The sequence below is a fragment of the Alkaliphilus transvaalensis ATCC 700919 genome (assembly GCF_000621485.1).
Lineage (GTDB): Bacteria > Bacillota > Clostridia > Peptostreptococcales > Natronincolaceae > Alkaliphilus > Alkaliphilus transvaalensis.
Genome location: NZ_JHYF01000001.1, coordinates 54,083 through 66,937, shown reverse-complemented (window position 1 = coordinate 66,937; position 12,855 = coordinate 54,083). Strand labels below are relative to the sequence as shown.

The following is a 12,855-nucleotide window of genomic DNA, read 5'->3' as shown; positions in this document are numbered from 1 at the left end:
TTAATTTCTTTATACCACAATGCACCCTATTAAACCAGTCATTTTACAGAAGACGACTATTAACTAGCCCTTTTATGTAATTCACTGTTAAATCATTATAAATTTCACCAGTAAAGTCTTTTGGATTGATATATTTAGTTCAACTTCTCTATCATGTTGAAGTCATTTACTCAAAGTTACTTTTCTACAACTTTATAACCTCAATAACTTTAATAACTTCAATAACTTTAAAAAATCATTTATAAGAACAAAGTCTTCCTTCGGAAATTTATAAGATGACTTTAGGTGAAAAACTAAGCGACTTACACAATTTAATCCATTAAATTGGTTATCTGCTTATCTTGAAACTCATTACGTAAAGTTCTCTTATTTAATAATAATTAAAGTCGAACTTTACTATTCGTTATAAAAAAAAATGGTAATATACATTCATCTGTATTATTACCATTTTCTGCTTTATATTTCATTATTTTATTTCTGGATTTGGTTGAGTAGATGGTTTTGATTTTTGTCTTTCCTTTAACATTACCCAAACTGGACTTGCAATAAAGATAGATGAATAGGTTCCACTTAATACCCCTGCAATTAATGGTAATGCAAACTCTCTAATTTGTTCTACTCCAAGAACATATAAAGCAACAATTGTAATTAAAGTTGTTAGAGATGTATTAATTGAACGAGTAACTGTTTGAGAAATACTGTTGTTTGCTAATTCTTCATAGTTGTTTTTCTTCAAGAATCTTAAGTTTTCTCTTATTCTATCAAATACTACAATGGTATCATTAATCGAGTAACCTAGAATCGTTAAGATGGCAGCTACAAAAGGACTGTTAATTGGTATTCTAAGAATTGAATAAACAGCCACAACAATTAGAATATCATGAATTAAGGCAGTAATTGCCGCTAAACCAAATCTTAATTCAAATCTGAAGGTAATATAGGCTAGCATCCCTAAAGCAGAAATAATCATAGCTAGTAATGCACTTCTCTGAATTTCTCTACCTACAGATGCACTAAATTGGTCTGCAAACAATAAATCTTCTCGAACATTAAGATCATATTTTTCGTTAAACTTCTCAAATATTTCTAATCTCTCTTGGTTATTATAACTTTCAATCGTTCTTATTTGAACGATAGTTCTATCTGGACCAATAAAAGCAATGTTTGCATTTGAATCAAATTGGTTGGTAATTTCACGGACTTCTTCTACATTAACCTCTTGGTGTAGTTGAATTTCCATCATTGTACCACCAGTAAAGTCAATCCCCATATTAAAGCCTCTTACTAGGCCTAAAATTAATCCTAAAGCTATTATTAAAGCAGAAATCGAAAACCAAATTTTTCTATTTTCAATTATTTTCATCTTGTTCCCCCCCTTATGCTCCAAATAATTTACTATTCTTTGTAAGGTCCATTCCTATAAATAATTTTAAAAGGAATCTAGTTACAACAACAGCAGTAAACATACTTGCTAAAATACCAATGATTAGCATTAGAGCAAATCCTTTTATTTGACCTACACCAAATTGATATAATACAATACCTGCTATAAGGGTAGTAATATTTGAATCAAGAATTGTTCTAAAGGCTCTTTTAAAACCAGCGTCAATCCCGGCTCTTACAGACTTACCAGCTCTAATTTCTTCTTTTAATCTTTCGAAGATAATTACATTGGCATCTACTGCCATACCTACTGATAAAATTAATGCTGCAATACCTGGTAAGGTCAACGTTGCATTAAAGGCAACAAAAATACCTAAAACAATTAAAATATAAATGGTTAATGCAATATTAGCAACTAACCCAGGAATTCTATAGTAGAATAACATAAATAAGAATACAATGATAAGTCCAATTTGGGCTGCTTGAACACTTCTGTTTAATGCATTTACTCCAAGTGTCGCTGTAACAGTTGAACTTCTTACTTCATTTAAATCTACAGGTAGTCCACCGGCTCTAATTAAAGCGGCAAGTTGAACAGCACTATCTCTTGTGAAACCACCTTCAATATGCGGTTTTCCTCCTGTAATTCTTTCTCTAACTGCTGGTGCTGAAATGGTTTCATTATCTAAAGTAATTAACAATCTGTTTTCTTCTGAACCATAAGGGTTTTCTGCTAAACGTCCTGTTACGTCAGCAAAAATTCTAGCTCCCTCTGTGTCAAATTCTAAATTAACTACATATTGTCCCTCTACCATAGCAGCTTCTGCTCTTCTAATGTTAGTTCCAGTAAGAACAACCTCTTCATTATCACCTGCCACAAATCTAAGCTGAGCAGTTCTACCAATTTGGTCGATTGCCTGTTGAGCATCTTGTACCCCTGGTAACTCTACTCTAATACGCTTGTCCCCTTCTCTTACAATGGTAGGCTCTGTTAAACCAAATGCATCTACCCTACGTCTAAAAACTTCAATTGTTTGAAGCATAATTGAGTCTAATTCGTCTCCTGTAGCATTTGTATCGGCTTCATAGACTACGAAAACCCCACCTTGTAAATCTAATCCTTGCTTAACCGATTGACTTATAGGACGAATTTCTCTGTCTCCTAATTGTAAGCCATTAAAAGCAGTAAATGCTGATAAACCAACAATCGCCAGTACTAACAATAATATAATGGCATTTTTCATCTTCATCTTTTGTATTCCCCCTCACCTAATATCATAAATTTAATTATATATCTTTCACACTAAACAGTCAACAAAAGTAAATACTCCATTAAAATCCACCTTTACCAGTGACTATTCTTTATGGTCTCTACCCATTTCTACATAGTGTTCAGCTGAAATTTTTAATTTCTCTATTTCTTCATCAGTTAAATCTCTTATAACTTTTGCTGGTGACCCTAAAGCAAGAACTCCTGAAGGTATTTTTTTACCTTGAGGAACAAGACTTCCTGCTCCAATAATGGTGTTTTCTCCAATTTCTGCTCCATCAAGAACAATTGCTCCCATTCCAATTAAGGCATTGTTACCTATTTTAGTCCCATGAATGATGCAACTATGACCTACAGTTACATTGTTTCCAATTATGGTTGGATCAACATCTGATACATGAATTACTGTATTATCTTGGATATTGGTATTTTCCCCAATTGTAATGCTGTTTACATCGCCCCTAAGAACAGCCTTATACCAAATACTAGAATTAGCACCGATGGAAATTTCACCAATTAAGTCAGCTGTTTCTGCAATAAAACAACTTTCATCAACTACAGGCTTTTTATTCTTAAGCTTCTTCAACATTATTCTTCCTCCTCTGCTAATTTTGCCTGGATCATTAAGGCAGATTCGATTCTTTTCTTTTCCATCTCACATCCAATATCATATGGAATGTTAATATCGTTATTGAAATGATAAGCGTTGGCATGACATCCACCACTACAGTAGAACTTTGCCCAACATTGACTACATTTATCCTTATTGTATACGTGGGCATCAGCAAAGGTATAGTACATTGCTTTATTTAATGATTGATCCATCACATTTCCAATCATGAAGTCTGGGTTACCAACAAATTGGTGGCATGGATATAGTTCGCCCTCTGGTGTTACTGCTAAATACTCTGCCCCTGCTCCGCAACCAACAATACGTTTGATTACACAAGGCCCCTGTTGAAGATCAATCATAAAATGGAAGAATAAAAATGGATTTCCTTCCTTCGTTCTTTTCACGTATTCCTCTGCTAAGGCTTCATAGTGGTCAAATACAGTTGGTAAATCTTCTTCTCTAATGGCATAATCGTGCTCTGGTGCTGCAACAACTGGCTCAACCGAAACATTTTTAAAGCCTAAGTCTGCAAGATGAAGCACATCATTTGAAAAGTCTAAGTTATATTTAGTAAAGGTTCCACGAACATAATAGTTTTTGTGACCCCTCATTTCTGCCATCTTTAATAGTTTTGGTACAATCACATCATAGGTACCTTGTCCATTAACTGTGTATCTCATATGATCATTTATCTCTTCTCGTCCATCAATACTGAGGACTACATTATGCATTTCATCATTGATAAATTTCATATTTTCATCATTCAATAATACACCATTGGTGGTCATTGTAAAACGAATCTCTTTATTAAATTCCTTTTCTCTCTCCCTTCCATACGCAACGATTTCCTTCACAACATCAAAATTCATTAGAGGTTCGCCACCAAAGAAATCTACTTCTAAATTTCTTCGTTTTCCGGAGTTTTCTAATAGAAAATCAATAGCCTTTTTACCTACTTCAAAACTCATAAAGGATCTTTGTCCTTTGAAATCTCCTTGAGATGCAAAGCAATATTTACATCTTATATTGCAATCGTGGGCAATATGTAGGCATAGGGCCTTAACAACAGGCTTCTTATTTTTAAAACTAGGATGGTCTAAATATCTTTCTTCAGTAAATAGAAGACCTCCTTCTTCTAAAGCTTTAATTTCTGATAATGCCTCTTTGATGTCTTCTTCTTTAAAATCTCCTGTTAGTAATGCCACGATTTCTTCATTATTCTTCTCTGGATAAAAATCTAAAATACGATAAACTAATGGGTCTACTACATGAACTGCACCGCTATTGACATCTATTACAATATTTTTGTTTCCTTGATTAAATTTATGTATCATGCTACGTTTGTACTCCTTCCATAAAATGCTCCACCACTACCATTTTATATAATTTTTATGAAACAATCAAGAAAAAACAGCAGTGAAACACACTGCTGCCCTTCTCTATGTATCTTTTTAAAATTTATTTGTTTTCACATTCTTGATTTGCTACAGTACAGGATGTTTTACATGCAGATTGACAAGATGTTTGGCATTCGCCACATCCGCCCTTTGCAGCACTGTTGGCTAATGTTGCTCCACTAAGTGTTTTAATGTGCTTCATGTGTTAGTCCCCTTTCCGATATAATTTCTTAAAAATTATACCATAAAATACCCTGTAAAAAAAGCCATTATTTTATATTAATACCAATCATACCACCAATACTTCCAGTAGCTATACTAATTAGTAATTTATAGGAAACATATTTGTCTACTACGTAATCTGTAACGAACATTTTACTTAGAATTACTAACAACAACATAAAGACCAATCCGATTACTGCTCCATGTAACCATCCCTTAGCCCCAATATTAGCTACAACATAAATGGCTGCATAGGCAACTCCTAAAATTGATATGACTGATGATACTAATGGAATACTCCCTTCTCCTATACTGGAATAGGTAATGATGATCCCACTTAGTAAAAATAACATTAACGCTAAGACATATCCCCTTACTAGTCCTCTACCATATGTCCATATATTAAAAGGACCACTATTTTTAACAACCTTCTTTTTAGCTCCCTTCATCCCTTCACCCCCACAGCAATCTTATTTTATAGATATGCTAAGGAATGGGAAATATGACAGAGAAAAACATTAAAAATGTCTCAATCCCTTATACTATCTTAGGGATTGAGACATCTAACTTTTCCTCAATTGAGGAAATTTCTTAATTAATTTAAAATAATTATGTACTACTTAGCTTTCCTTACCAACCTTACTACCAACTGCCCATCTAGCAACAACAAGCTTCGCTTTATCTGCACCAACTTCAATGGTAATCTGATCATCTTTAACTTTAGTAATTTTCCCATAGATACCACCTATGGTAATTACATCATCCCCAACATTAATGCTATTACGCATTTCTCTTACTTTCTTTTCCTTTTTTTGTTGAGGTCTAATAATCATAAAATATAAAACTGCTAACATACCTAAAGGTATTATTAAACCATAAAATTGTTCCATCTTTCATCCTCCTTTTACTCAGATAATTTGTCCTCTTCTTTAAACTTATTCAACATTCTCTAAAAATATCCTTTAGAATAAATATTAAAATTTTCTTTAATTTGTATTAATTTTAAAGATCATAACCATATTTTTCAAAAAATGATTTTCTATAGTCTAATAATCGATCTTCACGGATTGCTTGTCTAACTTCTTCCATCATCTTAATTAGGAAGTGGAGATTATGGGTAGTCATTAATCGTAAACCAAGAATCTCATTAGCCTTAAATAGATGCCTTAAGTAGGCCTTAGAGTAGGTCTTACATGTGTAACAATCACATTCTGGATCTAATGGCTCGAAGGCTTCTGTATGGCTGGCGTTTTTAATTACCACCTTTCCACGGCTGGTCATGGCGGTTCCATTTCGACCTATCCTAGTAGGTAATACGCAGTCAAACATATCTATCCCTCTAATTACCCCTTCTATTAAGGCATCGGGACTACCTACTCCCATTAAATACCTTGGCTTATCCTTAGGCATTAATGGGGCAGTATAATCTAACACCTCATACATAATTGGTTTTGGCTCTCCAACACTTAGTCCCCCCACTGCATACCCAGGGAAATCTAATTCAAGTAGTTCTTCTGCACTTTGACGTCGAAGATCTTCAAACATTCCCCCTTGAATAATACCGAATAACCCTTGGTTTTCAGTGTTGGTATGGGCTTCTTTACATCTCTTTGCCCAACGGGTGGTTCTTTCTAATGACTTTTTCACATATTCCTTATCAGCTGGATAAGGAGGACATTCGTCGAAGGCCATCATAATATCAGAGCCTAAAGCCGTTTGTATCTCTACAGCTTTTTCTGGACTAATAAAGTGTTTAGAGCCGTCTAAGTGGGATCTAAACTCTACTCCTTCTTCAGTAATCTTCCTTAAATCTCCTAAGCTAAATACTTGAAACCCACCGCTATCAGTTAATATAGGCTTATGCCAATTCATGAATTTATGTAACCCACCAGCTTTTTTAATCAGTTGGTGTCCTGGTCTTAAGTATAGATGATATGTATTACTTAAAATAATCTGGGCTTCCATATTTAATAGTTCTTCTGGGGTCATGGCCTTTACTGTGGCTTGCGTCCCTACAGGCATAAAAATTGGTGTTTCGATTACTCCATGGGGAGTATGGATTTTACCAAGTCTAGCCCCACTTTGCTTACATGTTTTAATTAATTCGTATCTAATTGCCATCCTTCTCACCTTTCTACTTTATCAGCATAGCATCTCCAAAGCTGAAAAAACGATATTTTTCTTCTACTGCAACTTTATAGGCGTGTAACACATTTTCTTTCCCTGCTAAAGCCGCCACCAGCATAATTAAAGTGGATTCTGGCAGGTGGAAATTTGTTATTAGACTATCTAAAACCTTAAATTTATGACCAGGATAGATAAAAATGTCTGTCCAACCTGTGGAGGCCTTAACACGACCATCATCTGTGGCAGCTGATTCTAAAGTTCTACAGCAGGTTGTTCCTACTGCAATCACGCTACCACCCTTTTCTTTGACATTATTAATTTCCTTTGCCGCTTCTTCTTCGATCACATAATATTCTTCGTGCATTTTATGCTCTAGGGCATTTTCCACCTTAACAGGTCTAAAAGTTCCTAACCCTACATGGAGGGTGACAAACACAATCTTAACTCCTTTTTTCTTAATGGATTCAAGAAGTTCTTCGGTAAAGTGTAACCCTGCTGTAGGGGCAGCCGCCGAACCTTGATGTTTATTATATACTGTTTGGTATCTTTCTTGCTCTTCTAATTCTTCTGTGATATAGGGAGGTAGCGGCATTTTCCCCAGTTGGTCTAGAACCGCTTCGAAAACACCCTCATATTTAAATTCAACGATGCGGGAACCTTCTTCGCCGATTCCAATAACCTCTGCCTTTAACGACCCATCGCCAAAGGTAAATTGAGAGCCGATTTTGGCCCTCTTCCCAGGCTTAACCAATACTTCCCATTGATCTAGTTCTATTCTCTTTAATAATAGAAACTCCATTTTTCCACCGGTATCTATCTTTTCGCCAATTAGTCTTGCTGGCATGACCCTAGTATTATTTAATACTAAGCAATCACCTTCGTTAAGAAAATCTAAAATATTATAAAAATGCTGATGTTCTATTTCACCAGTTCTTTTATCCAATACCATTAATCGAGAATGATCCCGCTTTTCTAATGGTGTTTGGGCGATTAGTTCCTCTGGCAAATGAAAATCAAAATCTGCTGTCCTCATTATCTAGATTCCACCTTTACTCCTGTATAATAATACATTAATATTGCTTCAAAGTTATGGCCCAATTCTGCCATTTTTCTAGCACCATGTTGACTCATACCTAAACCGTGCCCCCAGCCTTTTCCTTCAAATGCAAAAACCTCTGGTCCCGATTCTACTTGTTTATAGTTTTGCCCATTAAACAATTTGATATTAGTTGAATTATTAATGACTTTTAGGCCGTCTGCTGTCATCACAGAAGAACCCTTCGGATTAACTAGGCCCTCTGAGGTTGCAGATTTAACTGCTACGCTTCCTCCACCTTGTAAGGCAACGTCAAACCATGTGCTTCTAAGTCCAAAAACGATTCGTCCCCGTTCCTTCGATAGATCATGGCTACCTGTTGTTCCTGTTACTGTTAAGGTTAAAACCCGACCGTTAACGGACTTTTCCGTTACCCTAATATTAACTGGCTCTCCTATATTGATACCATTTTTCTGTAATGCTTCTTTTATTTCAGCCTTCGTAAAAGTTTCAACCCAATTACCATTTGGGGCGTCAAGGGAATAATCATCCTTGACTCCTCTAATATAGGGTAGGGCAGCTGTCCATACATTTTCACTATTTTCAGTATGCCCACCACTGTTGGAATGGTAGAAGGGGGAAATCGGTTGGCCATTATGGGTTAAAATTAGGGTCTTTGTTTCATCTACTGCCTGATTTGTTCTTGCATGCTCAATATCATAGCCAGCATAGGCTTGTGAACTTGTGGTGTTACATAAATCGAAACCAATATTCCTATACTTGCCCATTGTTGTTATAGCAAACCCCCTTGCCGTTACTGCTTGGGCCTTTAGGGCTTCCATCGGCCACGATGCCGACATTTCCCTCGGTACCACACCATATAGATACTCATCTAAAGGGAGTTTATTAACAATCACCATATCATTACCGCTTACTCGCTTTGCTGTTATTTCACCTCTATATTTTTTGCCCTCGACATCAACTAATGGAACAGGTCCTTTATCTGGTATCTCTTGAAAATAAATATTAGCCGTAGAATCAAACATAAATAAAGGTTGTCCTTGTTGATCCATCACCTGTACCCGTGTAGATGAAGGAGGAATTACAGTTGCCTCTTGCCCTGTATGGGTCTTTATTTCACTAACTCTTTTTTCACTAGTGGCTTGATCAATATATAAACCAACAAACACCTTCCAACCACCTTCATATACTAAATAGGGTTTTTCTTGAAGGCCTAGTGTCTCTATTAATTTTCTTGCATCCTCTAAACTTGCATGTTGACCACCAATTTGAACATGGTAAGGGCCCTGTAGGGGATTTTGACCTACTTGCTCTTGTATTGGACCAGTATATTCTACAAAGTTATTACCACTACCTAAGTAATACCCATCTTTCCTTAGGATCACTTCAGTATTAGGAAAGAGTACCAACTGGGTTTTATTACTTCCATTATGTTGATTTACTTGAAATCCATTGGCTGCTTTAATGTTTAAGGTAGACTTAGCTGTGGCATTAAAAAATAGTCCTATTTCTATTGTTTCTGGTAATTTTGATTGATTGCCATAACTCGGTTGGGTGATGGGACTTAAAATGCCTATCATTAATAATATTGCAAAAAACATCTTAACTCTTTTCATCTCGTAATCACTCCTAAACTGTAGATGGTTCAGATCCTTTTAGAATGGTAGCTATTTCCTAAAAATTAAATTGAGAATTAATGTAAGTACTAGACTAATGATTATACCAGATACAACTGGAAAATAGAAGGTTACGTTTCCCTTTTGAAAAAACAAATCACCTGGTAATTTACCTAGTCCAAACCTTGCTCCTATTGTCAATAGCCCCCCTATGAAGGCTAAAGCTATCCCACCAATAATTAATAACTTTCCTATGTTATCCATATATTAATCTACTCCCCGTATGGAATATTAAAGTGTTTATAGGCTTTTTCGGTAACGACACGCCCCCTTGGTGTTCTATTTAGAAAACCAAGTTGCAAAAGATATGGCTCATATACATCCTCTATCGTGTTCCTTTCTTCACCCGTCGATGCTGATAAAGTATCTAGCCCAACCGGTCCCCCCTTAAAGTTTTGAATCATGGTTTTAATCATTTTCTTATCAACACTGTCTAAGCCTAAGTAATCTATTTCTAATAATTCTAATGCTTGACAGGCAATTTCTTTCGTGATCACCCCATTAGCTTTTACTTGGGCATAATCCCTAACCCGCTTTAATAATCGATTTGCTATTCTTGGGGTCCCCCTTGACCTTGTGGCGATCTCTTTAGCGCCTAATTCTTCAATTTCCACCTTCAAAATATTAGCAGAACGAACTACAATATCGGTTAACTGTTCTGTATTATATAACTCTAACTTACAAATTACACCAAAACGATCCCTCAAAGGAGAAGTTAATAGCCCTGCCCTTGTGGTAGCACCAATTAGTGTAAATTTAGACAGATCAAGGCGAATTGACCTAGCACTAGGACCCTTCCCAATAATAATATCTAAAGCATAATCCTCCATGGCAGGATAAAGAATCTCCTCAACAGCACGATTTAGACGATGGATCTCATCAATAAAAAGGACATCATTTTCCTGAAGATTTGTTAGGATAGCCGCTAGGTCTCCTGCTCTTTCAATAGCGGGACCAGAGGTTATACGAATATTCACATTCATTTCGTTGGCAATAATATGAGAAAGGGTAGTTTTCCCTAACCCAGGAGGCCCATATAGTAAAACATGGTCAAGGGCTTCTTTCCGGAGTCTTGCTGCCTCGATAAATATTTTAAGTCTTTCCTTTACGTTTTCTTGCCCCATATAATCGTCTAAATATTGAGGTCTTAAACCACCTTCTACATCATGGTCTTCTTCCCTTTGTTGACTTGATATAATTCGGTCTTCTGCTTCGTTAAACATCCTCTATCACCTCTTATCTAACCAGCCATTTAAGTGCCTTTTTAATTAATTCTTCTGTAGAATCCTGCTCATTATAAATTGCTTTAATTGCCTTTTCTCCTTCTATACGGCTATACCCTAAAGACATTAGAGCATCTAACACTTCATGATCCGTTCCTGCATCAGCCAATTTCAACAGTTCTGGTTCCATTGTCAATGTTTCTAATGGTGTAATTTTAACTTTATCTTTTAGCTCTAAAACAATTCTTTCTGCAGTTTTTTTCCCAACACCAGGAGATTTAGCAATGGCATTAATATCCTTATTAATGATATAGGCTCCTAATTGTTGAGGTGTGTAGGTAGATAAAATAGCGGCCCCCACCTTAGGCCCAATTTTCGAAACAGATATTAAATGTTTAAAGTATTCTAATTCATGACGGGTTGTAAAACCATATAGACTCATCTCATCTTCTCTTACTACTAAGTATGTATAGATTAAGGTTTCATCACCTTTTCGTATTTGTCCTGCACTATTCATAGTACTATTAATACGATAACCAATGCCATTATTCTCTAGTATAATTTTATCTAAAATAATTTCTGACACAACGCCCTTTATGTATTCGTACATGTTAATCCCTCCAATAGCTACTTAACTCTAAAGAGTTCTTTAAAATTACCTGAATGGGCGTGACAAATGGCTACCCCCAAGGCATCAGCAACATCATCTGGCTTCGGAACCTTTTCAAGGTTTAACAAGGCTTTAATCATTTGCTGTACCTGATTCTTTTCTGCCCTTCCATAACCCACTACCCCTTGCTTTACTTGTAGTGGTGTATATTCAAACACTGGAATATTTTGAAGAGCTGCTGATAAAACCGCTACTCCTCTAGCTTGTCCTACTTGAATGGCTGTTTTTGCATTAGTATTAAAGAAAAGTTCTTCTATTGCAATCGCATCTGGTCGATAGGTAGTTATTATTTCGATAAGACCTTCGTATATTTCCTTTAGACGCATATCAGTAGACATGGTACTGGGGGTTTTGATAGCACCGTAGTGTATTGGTTTAAATCGATTTCCTTCATAATTGATAATTCCGTAACCCATAATTGCGATGCCTGGGTCAATTCCTAAAATAATCATAGTTGTCCCCCTGTATATTTTGATATATTTACTTTATTAAGTTTAACATAATACCTCTTAAAATGCGACATGGAAAAAGAAAAAAGCCCTCTATTTAGAAGGCTTTATCCACTATAATCTTCCAACAAGTTATCTACTGCCTCTCTTGACGGTAGAGGAATTCCATTAATCAAGCGATCTTGATCAATTTTTGGAAGTGTAGAAATGGGGATACGGGTCTTTTCTACTATATTTTTATTACCCCTCTCATCAAATTGATATACTGTAATATATCCATCTTCTTGAGAAACCCAAAAATGTTTAGGGCAAAACTGGTCTTTACTCTGGAAAACAATTACTTCTTCATGGGAAAAACCCACCTGGTTCCATCCCTCAAAATTTGTCACAATAAAATCATTAAATTCTGTCCTATTTAACCCTAACATATCACTTAAGGGTTCCATTACCTCATCTATTATACTTTGACACTTTTCATATCTCGTACGAAAGATGATTCTTGTATCCTCACTAATTATTACCCGTTGGCTAGCAACATGTTGATCATCATTATTTGATTCTTGCTCTTTCTCAGCAAAATTGTCTGTACCTAATTCTACATCTACATCAAAGGGAACTTCTTCTCCTATATGTATTGGTGGTTTACTATCTCTATCTGAAGATACATAGTAACCTACCAAAAATCCTGCTGCCCCAATGCATAACCATACAACAAAGAGTCCAACGAAATATTTAGTATTTCTTCTTCGTCTCACGATTAAAACCTCC

Annotated in this window: 15 protein-coding genes; all 15 read right to left on the bottom strand. The window is 35.7% G+C overall.

What is annotated here, in order from left to right:
• Positions 1 to 466: 466 nt before the first annotated feature.
• The 15 genes from secF to T335_RS0100265 all read right to left on the bottom strand — a co-directional run bounded on the left by secF (position 467) and on the right by T335_RS0100265 (position 12,842).
• Positions 467 to 1,363: a protein translocase subunit SecF gene (gene secF / locus T335_RS22460; protein WP_026475757.1), complete on the bottom strand. Its 897-nt coding sequence runs from the start codon at positions 1,361 to 1,363 to the stop codon at positions 467 to 469.
• Positions 1,364 to 1,376: 13 nt separating this feature from the next.
• Positions 1,377 to 2,633 carry a protein translocase subunit SecD gene (secD, locus tag T335_RS22455; protein ID WP_026475756.1) on the bottom strand — a complete coding sequence of 419 codons (1,257 nt, stop codon included), beginning with the start codon at positions 2,631 to 2,633 and terminating at the stop codon, positions 1,377 to 1,379.
• A gap of 105 nt (positions 2,634 to 2,738) precedes the next feature.
• Positions 2,739 to 3,242, bottom strand: coding sequence for a gamma carbonic anhydrase family protein (locus T335_RS0100325; RefSeq protein WP_026475755.1), 504 nt, complete (start codon positions 3,240 to 3,242; stop codon positions 2,739 to 2,741).
• Positions 3,242 to 4,600 (bottom strand): thioether cross-link-forming SCIFF peptide maturase, encoded by a 1,359-nt coding sequence (gene scfB, locus T335_RS0100320; protein ID WP_026475754.1) that lies wholly within the window; start codon positions 4,598 to 4,600, stop codon positions 3,242 to 3,244. The genes T335_RS0100325 and scfB overlap by 1 nt, the downstream gene beginning before the upstream one ends.
• Before the next feature lie 124 nt (positions 4,601 to 4,724).
• Positions 4,725 to 4,865, bottom strand: a complete 141-nt coding sequence (gene scfA, locus T335_RS21845; protein ID WP_012063474.1) for a six-cysteine ranthipeptide SCIFF — start codon at positions 4,863 to 4,865, stop codon at positions 4,725 to 4,727.
• Positions 4,866 to 4,932: 67 nt separating this feature from the next.
• Positions 4,933 to 5,334, bottom strand: coding sequence for a TIGR04086 family membrane protein (locus T335_RS0100310; RefSeq protein ID WP_026475753.1), 402 nt, complete (start codon positions 5,332 to 5,334; stop codon positions 4,933 to 4,935).
• 171 nt (positions 5,335 to 5,505) lie between these two features.
• Positions 5,506 to 5,775 (bottom strand): preprotein translocase subunit YajC, encoded by a 270-nt coding sequence (yajC, locus tag T335_RS0100305; RefSeq protein ID WP_026475752.1) that lies wholly within the window; start codon positions 5,773 to 5,775, stop codon positions 5,506 to 5,508.
• 112 nt (positions 5,776 to 5,887) lie between these two features.
• A complete protein-coding gene (gene tgt, locus T335_RS0100300; RefSeq protein WP_026475751.1) occupies positions 5,888 to 7,006 on the bottom strand; it encodes a tRNA guanosine(34) transglycosylase Tgt in 1,119 nt (372 codons plus the stop codon).
• 13 nt (positions 7,007 to 7,019) lie between these two features.
• Positions 7,020 to 8,045 carry a tRNA preQ1(34) S-adenosylmethionine ribosyltransferase-isomerase QueA gene (queA, locus tag T335_RS0100295; protein ID WP_026475750.1) on the bottom strand — a complete coding sequence of 342 codons (1,026 nt, stop codon included), beginning with the start codon at positions 8,043 to 8,045 and terminating at the stop codon, positions 7,020 to 7,022.
• Positions 8,045 to 9,685: a SpoIID/LytB domain-containing protein gene (locus T335_RS0100290; protein WP_026475749.1), complete on the bottom strand. Its 1,641-nt coding sequence runs from the start codon at positions 9,683 to 9,685 to the stop codon at positions 8,045 to 8,047. The genes queA and T335_RS0100290 overlap by 1 nt, the downstream gene beginning before the upstream one ends.
• 51 nt (positions 9,686 to 9,736) lie before the next feature.
• On the bottom strand, positions 9,737 to 9,949 hold the full coding sequence (locus T335_RS0100285; protein WP_026475748.1) for a DUF2905 domain-containing protein: 213 nt from the start codon (positions 9,947 to 9,949) through the stop codon (positions 9,737 to 9,739).
• Positions 9,950 to 9,957: 8 nt separating this feature from the next.
• Entirely contained in the window at positions 9,958 to 10,968 is a 1,011-nt protein-coding gene (gene ruvB / locus T335_RS0100280) for a Holliday junction branch migration DNA helicase RuvB (RefSeq protein WP_026475747.1), read from the bottom strand.
• Positions 10,969 to 10,981: 13 nt separating this feature from the next.
• Positions 10,982 to 11,578 (bottom strand): Holliday junction branch migration protein RuvA, encoded by a 597-nt coding sequence (gene ruvA, locus T335_RS0100275; RefSeq protein ID WP_026475746.1) that lies wholly within the window; start codon positions 11,576 to 11,578, stop codon positions 10,982 to 10,984.
• A gap of 17 nt (positions 11,579 to 11,595) precedes the next feature.
• Positions 11,596 to 12,090: a crossover junction endodeoxyribonuclease RuvC gene (gene ruvC, locus T335_RS0100270; RefSeq protein WP_026475745.1), complete on the bottom strand. Its 495-nt coding sequence runs from the start codon at positions 12,088 to 12,090 to the stop codon at positions 11,596 to 11,598.
• A gap of 104 nt (positions 12,091 to 12,194) precedes the next feature.
• Positions 12,195 to 12,842: a BofC C-terminal domain-containing protein gene (locus tag T335_RS0100265; protein ID WP_026475744.1), complete on the bottom strand. Its 648-nt coding sequence runs from the start codon at positions 12,840 to 12,842 to the stop codon at positions 12,195 to 12,197.
• Positions 12,843 to 12,855: the final 13 nt, after the last annotated feature.

What these genes read in the sequence shown, in the direction of transcription:
- ruvB (WP_026475747.1), bottom strand. Translation starts at nt 10,968, where the DNA reads ATGTTTAACGAAGCAGAAGACCGAATTATATCAAGTCAACAAAGGGAA.
- scfA (WP_012063474.1), bottom strand. Translation starts at nt 4,865, where the DNA reads ATGAAGCACATTAAAACACTTAGTGGAGCAACATTAGCCAACAGTGCT.
- T335_RS0100290 (WP_026475749.1), bottom strand. Translation starts at nt 9,685, where the DNA reads ATGAAAAGAGTTAAGATGTTTTTTGCAATATTATTAATGATAGGCATT.
- ruvA (WP_026475746.1), bottom strand. Translation starts at nt 11,578, where the DNA reads ATGTACGAATACATAAAGGGCGTTGTGTCAGAAATTATTTTAGATAAA.
- T335_RS0100285 (WP_026475748.1), bottom strand. Translation starts at nt 9,949, where the DNA reads ATGGATAACATAGGAAAGTTATTAATTATTGGTGGGATAGCTTTAGCC.
- scfB (WP_026475754.1), bottom strand. Translation starts at nt 4,600, where the DNA reads ATGATACATAAATTTAATCAAGGAAACAAAAATATTGTAATAGATGTC.
- tgt (WP_026475751.1), bottom strand. Translation starts at nt 7,006, where the DNA reads ATGGCAATTAGATACGAATTAATTAAAACATGTAAGCAAAGTGGGGCT.
- ruvC (WP_026475745.1), bottom strand. Translation starts at nt 12,090, where the DNA reads ATGATTATTTTAGGAATTGACCCAGGCATCGCAATTATGGGTTACGGA.
- queA (WP_026475750.1), bottom strand. Translation starts at nt 8,045, where the DNA reads ATGAGGACAGCAGATTTTGATTTTCATTTGCCAGAGGAACTAATCGCC.
- T335_RS0100325 (WP_026475755.1), bottom strand. Translation starts at nt 3,242, where the DNA reads ATGTTGAAGAAGCTTAAGAATAAAAAGCCTGTAGTTGATGAAAGTTGT.
- secD (WP_026475756.1), bottom strand. Translation starts at nt 2,633, where the DNA reads ATGAAGATGAAAAATGCCATTATATTATTGTTAGTACTGGCGATTGTT.
- T335_RS0100310 (WP_026475753.1), bottom strand. Translation starts at nt 5,334, where the DNA reads ATGAAGGGAGCTAAAAAGAAGGTTGTTAAAAATAGTGGTCCTTTTAAT.
- yajC (WP_026475752.1), bottom strand. Translation starts at nt 5,775, where the DNA reads ATGGAACAATTTTATGGTTTAATAATACCTTTAGGTATGTTAGCAGTT.
- secF (WP_026475757.1), bottom strand. Translation starts at nt 1,363, where the DNA reads ATGAAAATAATTGAAAATAGAAAAATTTGGTTTTCGATTTCTGCTTTA.